Here is a 17,406-nt window from a genome sequence, read left to right as displayed (position 1 = left end):
CACAGGGGATCTGCGCTTAACTGACTGGCATTAGCCTTCGCGGCTGCTTTTTTTGATTCGTCTTACCAGGCTACGCCAAACCCTGCGGTGTAGCGGGTCTTGTTCAAGTCCGCATCCTTGGTACCGCTGATGATGTCGCGTTCGGCCTTGAGGTTGAGCGATGCCCAGTCGGTGACCTTGTAACGCAGGCCCATCTCGGCATCCAGCGCATAATTGGCCACATCGGACAACGGCTTGCCCAACTCGCCATTGGTGAAGAACTCGACTTTCTTGCCAATCAGGTAGCGGTTGTAATCCCACTTCATGGCGACCGAGTAGAAGTTGTCCTTGCCGCCATCGCTGTACTCGTAATCGGTGCGGTTGAGTAGCGAGCCAAGCGAGAACGCACCCAGTTCGTCATCCCAGAACTGGTAGCCCGGACCGGTACCGACCACACGCTGACGCGACAGCTCTTCAACATAGTCGCGCTTGTAGTTCAGACGCCCCTGCCAGAACCACTTGTCAGTCAAGAAGCGGTCAAGTGCGTATTCGGCGCGCCAGTTATTGGTGGTGACCTGATCGTCCTGCACTTCGCGGTTGTACTCGCCTTCTGCGGTATGACGCCAGCGACCATGGCGAGCCGAGGTCTTGAAGTCGATGTCGTAGTCGTTGGTATCCTTTTCCGCCCGCTGATAGTCCATCGCCAGACCGATATTGCCTTTCCACACCAGATCTTCAACGACCGGCTTGGGCTTGAGGATCTGCTGAATGCTCGCCAGCTCTACGGTTTTCGGCGCCTCGCCGTTGGCCAGGGTGACCTTGCCGTCATCGGCAGCGGTCAACGACTTGGCCTTTTCGCCGGTGTAAGCGTCTTGCTTGACCAGCAACTCCTGATCGCTTTCAAGCGTCTTGACCTGTTTCCAGTCAATGGTCACCGCCCCGGCATACGCGGTCTGGATCAGCAATTTGCCGCCGTCGAACAGGGAAATTTTACCGCTCAACTTGTCACCGTTCTTCAACCAGACGGTATCGGCAAGCAGGGGCGTGGACGCACTGAAGACAGCAAGGCACAGCAAGGTTCTGGACAACATAAGCGGATCGAGGGCTCAGGATTGCAAAAAGGTCGGCATTATCCGTAGGAATAATCCCCTGACAAGGACTGACCGGACGATTTCCATTGAGTTCATTTCTCATCCGGGCGCGCACGGATTACGCTGAAAGGCATCAACCCGAGATCATTCAGGAACCGTGTACGTGACAGAGCCCATCGACGAGCGCGAAAGCGAAGCGCAAATCCGACGCACGGCGCTTTATTCGACCCTTGCCCAAGTACCTGAAGGCAAGGTGGTCAGCTATGGTCAGTTGGCCGAACTGGCAGGGTTGGGGCGCGCCGCCCGCTGGGTCGGCCGGACCCTGAGTCAGCTACCCGGCGATACCCGACTGCCATGGCACCGGGTACTCGGCGCCGGCGGTCGGATCAGCCTGCCGGTGGGCAGCCCTTCGGGAGACGAACAACGGGCTCGATTACGCTCTGAAGGTGTCACCGTCCTGAACAATCGTGTGGATATTCAGCGTCATGGCTGGCGTCCGGTAGAGCACAGCGGTTAGAGTGCGCGCTTTGTTTTCGCAATCTTGAGGCAGACTTCAGCCCATGCCCCGTAAAACCTGGCGCGCCGCGCTCGCCGCCTATGCCAGTCCTTCGACGCTCGTGCTGTTGTTGCTCGGTTTCGCTGCCGGCCTGCCGTACATGCTGGTATTTTCGACGCTTTCCGTCTGGCTGCGTGAAGCCGGCGTGGCCCGTGAAACCATCGGCTACGCGAGCCTGATCGGCCTGGCCTACGCGTTCAAATGGGTCTGGTCACCGCTGCTCGACCAATGGCGCCTGCCTTTATTGGGCAAGCTGGGTCGACGCCGTTCGTGGCTGGTACTTTCACAGTCGCTGGTGATCCTGGGCCTGATCGGCATGGGTTTCTGCGACCCACAGAAGCACCTGTCCTGGCTGATCGCCATTGCCGTCATTGTCGCCTTCGCCTCCGCCACCCAGGACATCGCGGTCGACGCCTATCGCCTGGAAATTGCCGACGACAGCCGTCAGGCAGCGCTGGCGGCCAGTTACATGTCTGGCTATCGCGTCGCCGCCCTGCTCGCCACCGCAGGCGCACTGTTCTTCGCCGAAGGCTTCGGCTCTACCGGGTTCAACTATCAGCATTCGGCCTGGACCGGCACCTACGCCCTGTTCGGGGTGTTGATGATCCCTGCCCTGCTGACTTCGCTGCTGATGCGCGAACCGCCGGTGCCGTTGCGCACGCAATTGCAGGCCGGCCGCTACAGCTTCGTGCATCAGCTGGCCTCGGTATTTGTGCTGATCGTGCTGCTGGTGTCCGTTCCGGCGATGTTCACCCAGCTCTACAACACCGATTTCGCGAGCGTGTTGTTCGGCACCATGAGCCCGCTCGACCTGCTGCTGGAAGACCGCGCGTTCCTGCGCGCCATCCTTTACACCCTGCTCACCGGCCTGTGCCTGTCGACCATGGGCCGGCGCGGCCTGGCGCCGGTGCTGACCCCAGTCAACGACTTCATCCTGCGCTACCGCTGGCAGGCTTTGCTGTTACTCGGGCTGATCGCCACCTACCGGATGTCAGACACGGTCATGGGCGTAATGGCCAACGTGTTCTACATCGATCAGGGCTTCACCAAGGATCAGATTGCCAGCGTCAGCAAGATCTTCGGCCTGATCATGACCCTCGTCGGTGCCGGCATGGGTGGCCTGCTGATCGTGCGCTTCGGCATCCTGCCGATCCTGTTCATCGGCGGTGCAGCGTCGGCCGCCACCAACCTGCTGTTTGTCATGCTCGCCGACATGGGGCCCAACCTGCAGATGCTGGTGGTCACCATTTCTCTGGACAACTTCAGTTCCGGGCTTGCGACGTCGGCGTTCGTCGCCTACCTGTCGAGCCTGACCAACCTGAAGTTCTCGGCCACCCAGTACGCCCTGCTCAGCTCGATCATGCTGTTGCTGCCGCGTCTGATCGGCGGTTACTCCGGGGTGATGGTCGAGAAATTCGGCTACCACAACTTCTTCATGATCACCGCGTTGCTCGGTGTGCCGACCCTGCTGCTGATTGCCCTGCACTGGTTCCAGGAAAATCGCCGCGAAGGCCCGACGCCCACGCCCGAGCCCGCGCCGACCTCCGTCGTGGAAGAGTCGTAGGACATTTCAGATACGGCGGGAGGATTCCCGCCGTTGAGCCTCACAGCCGAGCGCAATCCTGTACGTCGGCAACTCTCGCCGGTACACTGCTCCGTCATTTCCAGTCATAGCAACCGACAACGGCCAACCATGCGCACCAGTCAATTTTTGCTCGCCACACAGAAAGAAACGCCTTCCGATGCGGTCGTGATCAGCCACCAGCTGATGCTGCGCGCCGGCATGATCCGCAAACTCGCTTCGGGCCTGTACACCTGGCTGCCGATGGGCTTGCGGGTAATGCGCAAGGTAGAAGCCATCGTTCGCGAAGAAATGAACGCCGCCGGCTCTCTTGAAGTGTTGATGCCGAGCACCCAACCGGCCGAGCTGTGGCAGGAATCGGGGCGCTGGGAAGAATACGGCCCTGAGCTGCTGCGCATCAAAGACCGCCACGGTCGCGACTTCTGCGCGGGCCCGACCCACGAAGAAGTGATCACCGATCTGATGCGCAACGAGTTGAGCAGCTACAAGCAGCTGCCAATCAACCTGTACCAGATCCAGACCAAATTCCGTGACGAAATCCGCCCACGCTTCGGTTTGATGCGCGGCCGCGAATTCATCATGAAGGACGCGTATTCGTTCCACGCCGATCAGCCGTCGCTGCAGATCACCTATGACCGCATGCATGAAGCCTACTGCAACATCTTCACGCGCCTGGGTCTGAAATTCCGTCCGGTTGAAGCCGACAACGGTTCGATCGGTGGCGCCGGCTCCCACGAGTTCCACGTACTGGCCGAATCCGGCGAAGACGATATCGTCTTCAGCAACGGTTCCGACTACGCGGCGAACATCGAGAAGGCCGAAGCAGTGCCACGCGAAACCTCGCGCGCCGCTGCGACCGAAGAACTGCGCCTGGTCGACACCCCAGACACCAAAACCATCGCCGCGCTGGTGGAAAAATTCAATCTGCCGATTGAAAAGACCATCAAGACCCTGATCGTCCACGCCGAAGAAGAAGGCAAGCTGATCGCGTTGGTGATTCGTGGCGACCACGAACTGAACGAAATCAAGGCTGCCCAGCAACCTGGCGTTGCCAGCCCGCTGGTCATGGCCTCCGATGCCGAACTGCGCGACGCCATTGGCGCCGGCGCCGGCTCCCTCGGCCCGTTGAACCTGCCACTGCCAATCATCATCGACCGCTCGGTCGAACTGATGAGCGACTTCGGCATCGGTGCAAACATCGACGACAAGCACTACTTCGGCGTGAACTGGGAGCGTGATCTACCGGTTCCGACCGTTGCCGACCTGCGTAACGTGGTCGCCGGTGACCCAAGCCCGGACGGCAAGGGCACCCTGGAAATCAAGCGCGGCATCGAAGTCGGGCACATCTTCCAGCTGGGCAACAAGTACAGCAAGGCGATGAAGTGCGAAGTGCTGGGCGAGAATGGCAAGCCAGTGACCCTGGAAATGGGTTGCTACGGTATCGGCGTATCCCGCGTGGTAGCTGCCGCCATCGAACAGAACAACGACGCAAACGGCATCATCTGGAGCGACACCCTGGCGCCGTTCCAGATCGCCCTGGTACCGCTGCGTTATGAAACCGAGCAAGTGCGCGAAGCCACCGACAAGCTGTACGCAGAGCTGACAGCGGCCGGTTTCGAAGTGCTGCTGGACGATCGCGACAAGAAAACCAGCCCGGGCATCAAGTTCGCGGACATGGAGCTGATCGGCATTCCTCACCGGATCGTGGTCAGCGACCGCGGCCTCGCCGAAGGCAACCTGGAATACAAGAGTCGTACCGAAGGCGAAGCGCAAGCATTGCCGGTCGCCGACGTACTGTCCTTCCTTCAGGCCCGTATCCGCCGCTGAAACCAGATAGAGTCCTCATGTTCAAGCGAAACACCTTGGGCCTCGGTGGCACCGCCTTGTGCGGTGCCCTGTTGGTCAGCGGCTGTGCCAATCAGATGTCACAGCGCAGCGAGCACGAAGAGCGGGTCGAGCGCAAACTGCTCGATCACAGCCTGCAGATCGATGTCGGTGAGCCCAAGGAGCTTGAGCTGCCGCAACGACGCGTGAAAATCAACGAACAGAAGACTTTCGAAGTCACCGAGTTCGAGGTCACCCGTCGTTACGACCGCTACACTCCCTACCAACCCTGGCGCGAAATCTACGAGATTCCGCTGGGCGCGGTGGCCGTGGTCGCGGGCATTGGCGCCAACGTGGTCAACGTGTTCGCTTTGGGCAACCTGCCGGACAGCGTGACCAAGGATTGGCTGAGCTATGGCATTGCCGGGGTCAACCCATTCATGAACGTGCAGTCTCACGGTCGCGCGCAACAGAACCTCGCCGGTATCGATGAAGTCCAGCGCGACAAGCGCATGGAGTATTCGAGCCTGCCGTGGAGCGAGCGTCCGGTGCAGGTCAAGGCCGGCAAGCAGACCTTCGACATGACCACCGACCGCAACGGTGTGCTGCGCCTGAACTTGCTGGACAGTCCGTTCGCCGAAAATGATCTGAATCATGTCGGCAAACTGCAGATCAGCGTCGAAGACGGCAAGGATGATGTGCACAGCGACACGTCGCTGACGATCAGCAGCCACCTGCGCAGCAAGTTGCTCGAAGCGCACGGACTGATTTACGACGATCTGGAAGACGACGAAGTGAGCCAGTGGGTGCACCGGGTCAAACGCCTGTCGGAACTGGGTCTGGAAGAAGAAGCCAGCGAGCTGGAGCAAAGCCTGATCGAACTGACGCGCAACGATCCTGAGTTGCAGGCCGAGTTTCTCAAGTCGTTGACCAAGGATGCAGGACGTTTGGTGGCTGATCCGGGGCCGAATTAACAGCAAAAGCTTCGCGAGCAGGCTCGCTCCCACAGTGGAATGCCATCTAATGTGGGAGCGAGCCTGCTCGCGAAGAGGTCCTGACAGGCACCGCAAATCTACCGCTCAAACAACTCCATCTGCTCAAACCCGCCGCGCAAATCCTCCAGCCTTACCCCCACCCCCAACAACCGCACCGGTTTTCCTCCCCGATTGAACGCCTGCGTCAGCATCAACTGATAACTGCCCAGATCGCGCCCCGCCCCGGCTTGCTCCAGTGTGGTCTGGGTAAAGTCATGGAACTTCACTTTGACGAACGGCTTGCCCGGACGATAACTGCTGTCGATCCGCTCCATGCGGGCTTTCAGGGTTTCCAGCAGCTCCGGCAGCTTGTCGAGGCAACTGCGCAGATCCGGCAGATCGACGTCGTAGGTGTTTTCCACGCTGATTGACTGACGGCGGCTGTCGTTGTGCACCAACCGGTCATCGATCCCACGAGCCAGGCTCCAGAGTCGCTCACCGAAACTGCCGAACTCGCGCACCAGCGCCAGCTTGTCCCACTCGCGTAACTGCAAGCAGTCAACGATGCCGAGCCGGCCCAGTTTGTCGGCGGTAACTTTGCCGACACCGTGCAACTTGCTCACCAGTAAACCGCTGACAAAGTCCTCGACCTGATCCGGAGTAATGACGAACAACCCGTTGGGCTTCTTCCAGTCGCTGGCGATCTTCGCCAGAAATTTGTTCGGGGCGACACCGGCAGACACGGTGATGTGCAACTGATTGGACACCCGTCGCCGAATATCCTGCGCGATGCGCGTGGCGCTACCGCCAAAATGCGCACTGTCAGAGACGTCGAGATAGGCTTCATCCAGCGACAATGGCTCGATCAGGTCGGTGTAATCGCGAAAGATCGTGTGAATTTCCTTCGAGGCTTCGCGATAGGCGTCCATGCGCGGTTTGACGATGGTCAGGTCGGGGCACAGCTTCAAGGCATGCCCGGACGACATCGCCGAACGCACGCCATAGGCTCGCGCTTCATAGTTGCAGGTAGCAATCACTCCACGCCGATCAGCCGACCCGCCCACCGCCAGCGGCTTGCCAGCCAGGTTCGGGTCGTCGCGCATCTCGATGGCGGCGTAGAAACAGTCACAGTCGACGTGGATGATTTTTCGCTGAGTCATGGCAGAAAAGGAAACATGGCAGGCCGGATTCGCAGTATCTCACTGACACCTGTATATAGCACCAGTAGTCTGAATGTTCTTTTCCGACTGTAGGAAAAGCCGGGTGAATTTATTTTCTTAATCGAAAAACACCGACCGATAGAGCTGAAAGCCTTGTCCCACCTGCCCTGCGCCCCATTTCCACACCTGCAAAAAGCGCTAAGCGATTGAACAGGAACAGATTTATCCGGATTCGAGGTTGACACCCCGGCGTTCCTCTGTAGAATGCCGACACACAGACGCGGGATGGAGCAGTCTGGTAGCTCGTCGGGCTCATAACCCGAAGGTCGTCGGTTCAAATCCGGCTCCCGCAACCAAACATCAAAAAAGGCTACTCGAAAGAGTGGCCTTTTTTGTGCGCGCCTGTTTTTCAAGCAAGCCCTGCACACCCCGCCCTCAAGCGAACAGGAATTCGTTGCATTTCCGAAACTTACCGCTCGGCTGCGACCGTTTGACGCAAATTCACACTTATTTGACCCTTTGCGGGATTAGCGGTTGACACCCCGCCGTTCGCCTGTAGAATGCCGCCACACAGACGCGGGATGGAGCAGTCTGGTAGCTCGTCGGGCTCATAACCCGAAGGTCGTCGGTTCAAATCCGGCTCCCGCAACCAAACATCAAAAAAGGCTGCTCGAAAGAGTGGCCTTTTTTGTATCTGTTGAAAAAGTCCTTTCGCAACAATGATCTGTCACGCTGCAGTGAAACGTTCAGGATCGTCAGACCCGCCGAGTTGCGACTATGCTTGAGTCGCAGGCAAGACGTCTGCAATCCATTACCTGCCCTCGCCCATACCGGATGAGAGGCGTAGTATTTTGTGATTATTTTTTTCTACAGGGATTGGTAACTTGGCTGGATACCTCCATCCTGTCGCGCACAATCCAAGAGGTGATTGATGCGCGCCAACTCGTCTGATCCACAAGACACTGTCACAGCAGAACATCCGATCAAGCCCGAGCGCCTGCGCTTGCTGGATCGGTTGAGCAAATACCGTCAACCGATCGGTCTGGCGGTCACGTTGCTGCTGTTTGCCATTGCGCTGATTGCCTGTCGCCATCTGCTGAGCGAACTCGATCTCTACGCGCTGCATGACTCGATCCTGGCCGTGCCGAAACCGGCCCTGCTCGGTGCGGTGGGCGCGACGGTCGTCGGTTTCATCATATTGCTGGGCTATGAATGGTCGGCCAGCCGCTATGCCGGCGTGACCTTGCCGCCGCGCACTCTGGCGCTGGGCGGCTTCACCGCGTTTGCGATTGGCAACGCCATTGGTCTGTCGCTGCTGTCGGGCGGCTCGGTACGTTACCGTTTATATGCACGCCATGGTCTGGGGGCGTCGGAAGTCGCGCACATGACCCTGTTCGCCAGCCTGTCGCTGGGTTGCGCCCTGCCACCGCTCGCAGCCCTCGCCACCCTGAGTGACCTGCCCGCCGCCTCTGCCGCCCTGGGCCTGTCAGAAGGCTTGCTCGGCACGATTGCCATGGTGGTGCTGGGGCTTGGCGCGATTCTGGCGATCGGCATCTATCGCCGTCGCCTGCCGGAGCAGCCGTACCGCGACAACCTGCTGGTCAGGGCCGGTCGCCGGACCTTGCGCCTGCCGGGTCGACGCCTGACCTTCCTGCAACTGATCATCACCGCCCTCGACGTCGCTGCTGCGGCCACCGTGCTCTATCTGCTGCTGCCGGAAGCCCCGCCGTTCGGCGCGTTCCTGCTGGTGTATCTGCTGGCCTTGGCCGCTGGTGTCCTCAGCCATGTACCTGGGGGTGTCGGGGTTTTTGAAGCGATCCTGCTGGCCGCGTTCGCCGATACGCTCGGTGCCGCGCCACTGGCCGCTGCGCTGCTGCTCTATCGCCTGATCTATGTGGTGCTGCCGCTGCTGGTGGCCTGCGTGTTTTTGCTGATCAACGAAGGCCAGCGCCTGTTTCAGACCCAGACCATGCGCGCGGCGTCCGGTCTGGCGGCGCCGATTCTGGCAGTGCTGGTGTTCCTGTCCGGTGTAGTGCTGCTGTTTTCCGGTGCTACGCCGGAAATCGACACTCGCCTGGAGCACATCGGCTTCCTGATCCCGCATCGTCTGGTCGACGCCTCGCACTTCGGCGCCAGTTTGATCGGCGTGCTGTGCCTGCTGCTCGCGCAGGGCCTGCGCCGTCGCCTGTCGGCGGCGTGGATGCTGACCACCATTCTGCTGCTGGTCGGCGCCCTGCTCTCGCTGCTCAAAGGCTTCGACTGGGAAGAAGCCACGCTGATGACACTCACCGCGGCGCTGCTGGGAGTGTTCCGTCGCTCGTTCTATCGCCCGAGCCGCCTGACCGAACTGCCGTTCTCGCCGCTGTATCTGGTGGCCAGCCTCTGCGTATTGGGGGCTTCGACCTGGTTGCTGCTGTTCGCCTACCAGGACGTGCCGTACAGCCATCAACTGTGGTGGCAGTTCACCCTCGACGCTGATGCGCCGCGTGGTCTGCGTTCGCTGCTCGGCGCCGCCGTGCTGTTGCTGGTGATCGCCCTGACCTGGCTGCTGCGCACAGCCCGTCCGGTGATCCATCTGCCGACCCCGGACGAACTGGATCGCGCCGCGAAGATTCTGATGGCCTCGTCACAACCCGACGGCGGCCTCGCCCTGACCGGTGACAAGGCGCTGCTGTTTCACCCCAACGACGAGGCGTTCCTGATGTACGCCCGCCGTGGCCGCAGCCTGGTGGCGCTGTACGACCCGATCGGCCCCGGCCAGCAACGCGCCGAAATGATCTGGCAGTTTCGCGACCTCTGTGACATCCATCACACCCGTCCCGTGTTCTATCAAGTGCGCGCCGAAAACCTGCCGTACTACATGGACATCGGCCTGACCGCGATCAAGCTTGGTGAAGAAGCCCGGGTCGACCTGCATCGCTTTGACCTGGAAGCCAAGGGCAAAGAAATGAAGGACCTGCGCTACACCTGGAACCGTGGCACCCGCGATGGCTTGTCGCTGGAGATCCACGAGCCGGGCCAGGCGCCGATGGACGAACTCAAGGTGATTTCCGATGCGTGGCTGACTGGCAAGAACGTGCGCGAGAAAGGTTTCTCCCTCGGCCGTTTCAGCGACGATTACCTGAAGCATTTCCGCATTGCGGTAATTCGCTTCGAAGGCCGCCCGGTGGCGTTCGCCAACCTGCTCGAGACCTACGGCCATGACCTGGCCAGTCTCGATCTGATGCGCGCGCACCCGGACGCCCCCAAGCTGACCATGGAATTCATGATGGTCGGCCTGATTCAACACTATAAGAGTCACGGATACGCGCGCTTCAGCCTGGGCATGGTGCCGTTGTCGGGGTTGCAACCCCGGCGTGGTGCACCGCTGACCCAGCGTCTGGGCTCGATGGTCTTCCGCCGTGGTGAGCAGCTGTACAACTTCCAAGGCTTGCGCCGCTTCAAAGACAAATTCCAGCCTGACTGGGAACCCCGTTATATGGCCGTGCCCGCCGGACTCGATCCGCTGGTAGCGCTGGCCGATACTGCTGCCCTGATCGCGGGTGGCTTGACTGGATTGGTGAAACGCTGATGATTCAACGCTCCCTGAAGTACATCCTGGCCGCACTGATTGTGCTGGCCGTGATTGCCGGTGGCGGTTACTGGTACCTCAAACGCCCGGCACCGCAACCGACTCTGCAACCGCTGACTGCCGCCGACGGCACCGTCATGACCCGCGTCATCCCGGGCACCCAGCCCAAGGCGCAGGTGCTGGTGGCGGTCAATGACGACCAGAAACTGACCGACAATCAACTGAGCACCCTGAGCCGCAGTGCTTCGGCGCAGATCGTTCAGGTGATTCTGCCCAAGGACTGCCTGCAACAGAGCCGCGCCCTGCAAACCGGCCTGCGCGAACTCAATGGGCCGGCAACGCTGGTCAGCGGTATCGGCCCTGGCGCCGTGCTCGCCTGGCGCTGGTTGTCCGAGCAAAAGGACGACAAGGCCCAGGCCATCTCGGTTGACCTGGCCCTGGAAAAACCCGGCTGTACTCACCTGCTGCCGAAATCCGCCGCTCACGGCCACTGGCTGGTGGCATGGAACGACAACCCGGACGACACCAGCGCCGGTTTCGTGCGCGATCAACCGAACGCCGAAACCAGCATCAGCGACTACGACATCAACCTGCCGCAAGTGCTGAACAATGAACTGCGCAAGATCCTCGTCGGCGGCGACAAGGCCAACGGTGGTCTGGCGATCCCGGTGGTTGAAGTGCCGGCCGGTCAGGCGAAAGACACCGTGACCCTGTTCCTCTCCGGTGACGGTGGCTGGCGCGACCTCGACCGCGACGTAGCGGGCGAGATGGCCAAGATCGGCTACCCGGTGGTCGGCATCGACACCCTGCGCTACTACTGGCAGCACAAGAGCCCAGAGCAAAGCGCGCTGGACCTGACCGAACTGATGCAGCACTACCGCCAGAAGTGGGGCACCAAGCGCTTCATTCTGACCGGTTACTCGTTCGGTGCCGACGTGTTGCCAGCGATCTACAACCGCCTGCCGGACACCGAGCAACAGCGCGTCGACGCAATCATCCTGCTGGCCTTCGCCCGCACCGGCAGCTTCGAAATCGAAGTCGAAGGCTGGCTCGGCAACGCCGGTAAAGAAGCCGCCACCGGCCCGGAAATGGCCAAGCTGCCAGCGGCCAAAGTTGTGTGCATCTACGGCGCCGAAGAAACCGACGAAAGCGGCTGCACCGACAAGACTGCAGTCGGCGAAGCGGTGAAACTGCCCGGCGGCCACCACTTCGACGAGAACTACCCGGCGCTGGCCAAGCGTCTGGTGGACTTGATCGAGAAGCGTCAGACCAAGGATCAGCCAGCAGAGTGATCTGAGCCGGCAACATAAAAAGCCCCCGCAGCCTCACGGTCGCGGGGGCTTTTTACATTCTGAGCATCAGCCCATTCTCGGCAGCACCACACATCCCCTGTGGGAGCGGGCTTGCTCGCGAATACGGTGCGTCAGGCAACATTGATGGCGATTGATACACCGCCTTCGCGAGCAAGCCCGCTCCCACAGGGGATGGATGCGGGATTCAAGCAAAGTGTGCAGGCACAAAAAAGCCCCCGCCAGCCACAAGGCTGACGGGGGCTTTTCAGTTGTGGCGAGGCTTACATCTCCACCTGCGTCCCCAACTCGATCACCCGGTTCAACGGCAGATTGAAGAACCTCAGGTTGCCGTTGGCATTCTTCAACATGAACGCAAACAGCGCCTCACGCCAGCGGGCCATGCCTTCGAGTTTCGAGGCAATGACCGTTTCGCGGCTGAGGAAGTAAGTGGTGCGCATCGGGCTGAAATCCAGGTCATCCAGATGGCACAGTTTCAGCGCCTGCGGCACGTCCGGCTCGTCGGTGAAGCCGAAGTGCAGGATCACCCGGAAGAAACCTTCGCCGTAGGAGTCCACTTCAAAGCGCCGTGCTGGCGGTACACGCGGGATGTCCTCGTAGACCACCGTCAGCAGCACCACCTGCTCGTGCAGCACCTGGTTGTGCAGCAAGTTGTGCAACAGCGCGTGCGGCACGGCGTCGGAGCGCGCGGTGAGGAACACCGCAGTGCCCTGCACCCGGTGCGGCGGTTGCACGCGGATGCTGCTGATGAAGATCGGCAGCGGTAGCGCGCCTTCGTCGAGACGATCAACCAGCAGCTCTTTGCCGCGCTTCCAGGTGGTCATCAGGATGAACAGCACGATCCCCGCGAGTACCGGGAACGCACCGCCCTGGATGATTTTCGGCACGTTGGCGGCGAAGAACATGCCATCGACCAGCAGGAAGCCAAGCAGAATCGGCACGGCCAGCAGTGGCGGCCATTTCCACAGCAATAGAATCACCGCTGCCACCAGAATACTGGTGATCAGCATGGTGCCCGTCACAGCCACGCCGTAGGCAGACGCCAGTGCACCAGAGGACTCGAAGCCGATCACCAGCAGGATCACGCCGACCATCAGCGCCCAGTTCACTGCACCGATGTAGATCTGCCCCTGTTCGGCACTGGACGTGTGCTGAATGTGCATGCGCGGGATGTAGCCAAGTTGAATGGCTTGGCGGGTCAGCGAGAACGCACCGGAAATCACCGCTTGCGAAGCGATCACCGTGGCCAGGGTGGCCAGTACCACCAACGGCACCAGCGCCCAGTTCGGCGCCAGCAGGTAGAACGGGTTACGCGCTGCTTCCGGGTTTTCCAGCAGCAACGCGCCCTGACCGAAGTAGTTCAGCACCAGCGCCGGCAGGACCAGCGCCAGCCAGGCGCGGGCAATCGGCTTGCGACCGAAGTGGCCCATGTCGGCGTACAGTGCTTCGGCGCCGGTCAATGCCAGCACCACGGCGCCGAGAATCGCCACGCCCATGCCCGGATGCACCATGAAGAAACGCACGCCCCAGATCGGGTTCAGCGCGTTCAATACTTCAGGGTGTCTGACGATCCCGCTGACGCCCAGACCACCCAGCACCAGGAACCACGCCACCATCACCGGGCCAAACAGCTTGCCGATACGATCGGTACCGTGCTTCTGGATCAGGAACAGCGCGACCAGCACCACCAGCGCCAACGGCACTACCCAGCGCTCCAGGCCATCGAAGGCCAGCTCCAGACCTTCAACCGCCGACAACACGGAAATGGCTGGGGTGATCATACTGTCGCCGTAAAACAGCGCGGCGCCGATCAGCCCCAGAATCACCAGCACCGCCTGCAACTTCGGGTAACGGCTCGATGCGCGGCGCGCCAAGGCGGTCAGCGCCATGATCCCGCCTTCACCCTGGTTGTCGGCGCGCAGTACGAATAACACGTACTTGATCGTGACCACCCAGATCAGCGACCAGAAAATCAACGCGAGAATCCCGAAGACTCCGTCGTGGTTGACCGGCACCCCATAATGACCGGCGAAAACTTCTTTGAGGGTGTACAACGGGCTCGTGCCGATGTCGCCGTAAACCACCCCGACTGCCGCGACCAGCATGCTCAGCGGTTTTGCAGCCGAATGCTCGGCGCCCGCCGCCTGACTACTTGCCTGACCCATCCAACACTCCTACTTCTCAGAACCGGCTTCTTTGAATGAAGCACTATGCTTTGTGGTGCAGCATGCGCTGTTTTACCTGTTGTTACAGACGTTTTGTTGACTGTAAAAAATTGGTAAAGCTCAACGGCGCGAAGCATAGCGCAGCACTCGTCGTATTTCCCTGCATAAAGCTGGTCAAGTGCGTTGCTCGCCGCTAGAATTGCGCACTTTTTGATCAGAGGCGCGCCCTAAGCGCCCATCCGTCGGCTTTCGCACCAAGAAAGCGATGTCACAAAATACCGAGGTTAGACATGTCCACCACTCCTGCGCCGGCCAATCCAAAGGTTGGCTTTGTATCTCTGGGTTGCCCGAAAGCACTGGTCGACTCCGAGCGCATCCTGACCCAGCTGCGCATGGAAGGCTATGACGTGGTGTCCACCTATCAGGACGCCGACGTTGTAGTCGTCAACACCTGCGGTTTCATCGATTCGGCCAAGGCTGAGTCGCTGGAAGTGATCGGCGAAGCGATCAAGGAAAACGGCAAGGTCATCGTCACCGGTTGCATGGGCGTGGAAGAAGGCAACATTCGCGACGTGCACCCGAGCGTGCTGGCCGTGACCGGTCCGCAGCAGTACGAGCAAGTGGTCAACGCCGTGCACGAAGTCGTGCCGCCACGCCAGGATCACAACCCGCTGATCGACCTGGTGCCGCCGCAAGGCATCAAGCTGACTCCGCGCCACTACGCGTACCTGAAGATTTCCGAAGGCTGCAACCACAGCTGCTCCTTCTGCATCATCCCGTCGATGCGCGGCAAACTGGTCAGCCGTCCGGTCGGTGATGTGCTCGACGAAGCCCAGCGCCTGGTCAAATCCGGCGTGAAGGAACTGTTGGTGATTTCCCAGGACACCAGCGCCTACGGCGTCGACGTCAAATACCGCACCGGCTTCTGGAACGGCGCGCCGGTGAAAACCCGCATGACCGAGCTCTGCGAAGCGCTGAGCACCCTCGGTGTCTGGGTCCGTCTGCACTACGTTTACCCGTACCCGCACGTTGACGAACTGATCCCGCTGATGGCCGCCGGCAAGATCCTGCCGTACCTGGACATCCCGTTCCAGCACGCCAGCCCGAAAGTGCTGAAGTCGATGAAACGCCCGGCGTTCGAAGACAAGACCTTGGCACGGATCAAGAACTGGCGCGAAATCTGCCCGGACCTGATCATCCGTTCGACCTTCATCGTCGGCTTCCCGGGCGAAACCGAAGAAGACTTCCAGTACCTGCTGAACTGGCTGACCGAAGCCCAGCTCGACCGCGTCGGCTGCTTCCAGTACTCGCCGGTTGAAGGTGCGCCAGCCAATGATCTGGACCTGGAAGTGGTACCGGACGACGTCAAGCAGGATCGTTGGGAGCGCTTCATGGCGCACCAGCAGGCCATCAGCTCGGCCCGCCTGCAGATGCGCATCGGCCGCGAGATCGAAGTGCTGGTGGACGAAGTCGACGAACAGGGCGCGGTCGGCCGCTGCTTCTTCGATGCCCCGGAAATCGACGGCAACGTGTTCATCGACAACGGCAGCAACCTCAAGCCGGGCGACAAGGTCTGGTGCAAGGTGACTGACGCTGACGAATACGACCTGTGGGCTGAACAGATCTAAGCATCACGCAGTACCTGTGGGAGCGGGCTTGCTCGCGAATGCGGCGGATCAGTCACTAACGTTGTCGACTGATATCACGCTTTCGCGAGCAAGCCCGCTCCCACAAAGAGACAGCGCCGAATTCAAAAGCCCCGCTCTTTTTATGAGATGCGGGGCTTTTTTACGGCTATCGTTTAGCGGGGGACGGACTCCCTTGAAACGCACAAGAGGCAGACGGGCATGCGTCACCATTCGGTCATCCACACACCGAAACTCAGCGATTATCAGGAACTGACCCGGGTCTGGGAGGCCTCGGTTCGCGCCACCCATGATTTTCTGCCGGACAGCTACATCGAGCTGCTGCGCAATCTGGTGCTCACGCGTTATCTGGATGCAGTGATGTTGATCTGCACCAGGGACGCTCAGCAGCGCATCACCGGATTCGCCGGTGTGGCGGCGGGCAAGATTGAAATGCTGTTCATTGACCCCGAGCATCGTGGCCAGGGTTTGGGTAAAAAACTGCTGAATTACGCCATGCAGCATTTGAACGCCGATGAACTCGACGTCAACGAGCAGAACCCACAAGCCTTGGGCTTCTACTTCAAGCAGGGCTTCGAAGTGATCGGCCGCTCGGAAGTCGACGGCATGGGCCAGCCATATCCGCTGCTGCACATGCGTTTGCGCCAAAACCAACAACGCTCACAACACGGCTGACACACCACAGAAGGCCTACAAAAAGCCATACGCCAAAATGGAACCGGGCTTAACCGGCGCCAGGCAGGTACAATGCCCCCCCCTTTTTTGTTACGGCCCTGTCATGACTGACCCGATTCGCCTCTCCAAACGCCTCATCGAACTGGTCGGTTGCTCCCGCCGGGAGGCCGAGCTGTTCATCGAGGGCGGCTGGGTCACCGTGGACGGCGAAGTGATCGACGAACCGCAGTTCAAGGTCGGCGACCAGAAAGTCGAGCTCGACAAGGACGCCAAGGCCACCGCGCCAGAGCCGGTGACCATCCTGCTCAACGCGCCGGCCGGCATGGACGTCGACAGCGCCATGCAATCGCTCAGCGCCGAGACCCTCAGCGAAGAACACCGCTACGGCAAACGTCCGTTGCGCGGGCACTTCCTGCGCCTGACCGCCAGTGCCGACCTGCAGGCCAAGGCCAGCGGCCTGCTGGTGTTCACCCAGGACTGGAAAATCCTGCGCAAGCTCACCGCCGACGCCGCCAAGATCGAGCAGGAATACGTGGTCGAGGTCGAAGGTGACATGGTTGCCCATGGCCTGAATCGCCTGCAACACGGCCTCACCCACAAGGGCAAGGAGCTGCCGCCGGTCAAGGCCAGTTGGCAGAACGAAAACCGCCTGCGCTTCGCCATGAAAAACCCGCAACCGGGAATCATCGCGCAGTTTTGCGAAGCGGTCGGCTTGAAGGTGATCGGTATTCGCCGCATCCGCATCGGCGGCGTGTCGATCGGCAAAGTCCCGGTCGGCCAATGGCGCTACCTGTCCGGCAAAGAGAAGTTCTAAGACTTCCCCTGCCGCCACACATTCCGGCATCGCGCCCTGCGCGCTGCCCACAACGAAAT

General features: G+C 60.5%; 12 protein-coding genes and 2 tRNA genes. 11 read left to right on the top strand and 3 right to left on the bottom strand.

Annotated elements, in window-relative coordinates:
* Positions 1-62: 62 nt before the first annotated feature.
* On the bottom strand, positions 63-1,070 hold the full coding sequence (locus tag AC0J41_RS04325) for a DUF481 domain-containing protein (RefSeq protein WP_025110800.1): 1,008 nt from the start codon (positions 1,068-1,070) through the stop codon (positions 63-65).
* A 163-nt stretch (positions 1,071-1,233) separates the two neighbouring features.
* Here AC0J41_RS04325 and AC0J41_RS04320 point away from each other — a divergent pair, with 163 nt between their 5' ends.
* The 4 genes from AC0J41_RS04320 to AC0J41_RS04305 all read left to right on the top strand — a co-directional run bounded on the left by AC0J41_RS04320 (position 1,234) and on the right by AC0J41_RS04305 (position 6,006).
* Positions 1,234-1,587: an MGMT family protein gene (locus tag AC0J41_RS04320; protein WP_025110801.1), complete on the top strand. Its 354-nt coding sequence runs from the start codon at positions 1,234-1,236 to the stop codon at positions 1,585-1,587.
* 43 nt (positions 1,588-1,630) lie between these two features.
* On the top strand, positions 1,631-3,190 hold the full coding sequence (locus tag AC0J41_RS04315; protein ID WP_025110802.1) for an AmpG family muropeptide MFS transporter: 1,560 nt from the start codon (positions 1,631-1,633) through the stop codon (positions 3,188-3,190).
* A gap of 129 nt (positions 3,191-3,319) precedes the next feature.
* Positions 3,320-5,035 carry a proline--tRNA ligase gene (locus tag AC0J41_RS04310; RefSeq protein WP_473014654.1) on the top strand — a complete coding sequence of 572 codons (1,716 nt, stop codon included), beginning with the start codon at positions 3,320-3,322 and terminating at the stop codon, positions 5,033-5,035.
* 17 nt (positions 5,036-5,052) lie between these two features.
* Positions 5,053-6,006: a hypothetical protein gene (locus AC0J41_RS04305; RefSeq protein ID WP_025110804.1), complete on the top strand. Its 954-nt coding sequence runs from the start codon at positions 5,053-5,055 to the stop codon at positions 6,004-6,006.
* A 98-nt stretch (positions 6,007-6,104) separates the two neighbouring features.
* Here the strand turns inward: AC0J41_RS04305 and dinB are convergent, their stop codons facing one another.
* Positions 6,105-7,166 (bottom strand): DNA polymerase IV, encoded by a 1,062-nt coding sequence (gene dinB, locus AC0J41_RS04300; protein ID WP_473014652.1) that lies wholly within the window; start codon positions 7,164-7,166, stop codon positions 6,105-6,107.
* A 279-nt stretch (positions 7,167-7,445) separates the two neighbouring features.
* Between dinB and AC0J41_RS04295 the strand changes: the two genes are divergently transcribed.
* The 4 genes from AC0J41_RS04295 (at position 7,446) to AC0J41_RS04280 (ending at position 12,029) form a co-directional block, all read left to right on the top strand.
* A tRNA-Met gene (locus AC0J41_RS04295) sits at positions 7,446-7,522 on the top strand.
* 219 nt (positions 7,523-7,741) lie between these two features.
* Positions 7,742-7,818, top strand: a tRNA-Met gene (locus AC0J41_RS04290).
* 279 nt (positions 7,819-8,097) lie between these two features.
* Positions 8,098-10,737 carry a bifunctional lysylphosphatidylglycerol flippase/synthetase MprF gene (gene mprF, locus AC0J41_RS04285; RefSeq protein WP_473014650.1) on the top strand — a complete coding sequence of 880 codons (2,640 nt, stop codon included), beginning with the start codon at positions 8,098-8,100 and terminating at the stop codon, positions 10,735-10,737.
* Positions 10,737-12,029 carry a virulence factor family protein gene (locus AC0J41_RS04280; RefSeq protein WP_025110807.1) on the top strand — a complete coding sequence of 431 codons (1,293 nt, stop codon included), beginning with the start codon at positions 10,737-10,739 and terminating at the stop codon, positions 12,027-12,029. Before mprF ends, AC0J41_RS04280 begins: the two co-directional genes overlap by 1 nt.
* Before the next feature lie 281 nt (positions 12,030-12,310).
* On the opposite strand, the gene AC0J41_RS04275 is transcribed toward AC0J41_RS04280, so the two are convergent.
* Positions 12,311-14,152: a potassium transporter Kup gene (locus AC0J41_RS04275; protein WP_371262575.1), complete on the bottom strand. Its 1,842-nt coding sequence runs from the start codon at positions 14,150-14,152 to the stop codon at positions 12,311-12,313.
* A gap of 350 nt (positions 14,153-14,502) precedes the next feature.
* Here AC0J41_RS04275 and rimO point away from each other — a divergent pair, with 350 nt between their 5' ends.
* The 3 genes from rimO (at position 14,503) to AC0J41_RS04260 (ending at position 17,347) form a co-directional block, all read left to right on the top strand.
* The gene (gene rimO, locus AC0J41_RS04270) at positions 14,503-15,840 is read left to right on the top strand and encodes a 30S ribosomal protein S12 methylthiotransferase RimO (protein WP_025110809.1); all 1,338 of its coding nucleotides are present in this window, start codon (positions 14,503-14,505) and stop codon (positions 15,838-15,840) included.
* A 219-nt stretch (positions 15,841-16,059) separates the two neighbouring features.
* The gene (locus AC0J41_RS04265) at positions 16,060-16,533 is read left to right on the top strand and encodes a GNAT family N-acetyltransferase (RefSeq protein WP_025110810.1); all 474 of its coding nucleotides are present in this window, start codon (positions 16,060-16,062) and stop codon (positions 16,531-16,533) included.
* 103 nt (positions 16,534-16,636) lie between these two features.
* Positions 16,637-17,347, top strand: a complete 711-nt coding sequence (locus tag AC0J41_RS04260; protein ID WP_025110811.1) for an rRNA pseudouridine synthase — start codon at positions 16,637-16,639, stop codon at positions 17,345-17,347.
* Positions 17,348-17,406: the final 59 nt, after the last annotated feature.

The sequence above is a fragment of the Pseudomonas sp. Arb-4-2C genome, assembly GCF_055755015.1.
Note: the sequence above shows the minus strand (reverse complement) of the source record. Positions and strands in the feature narration are given on the sequence as shown.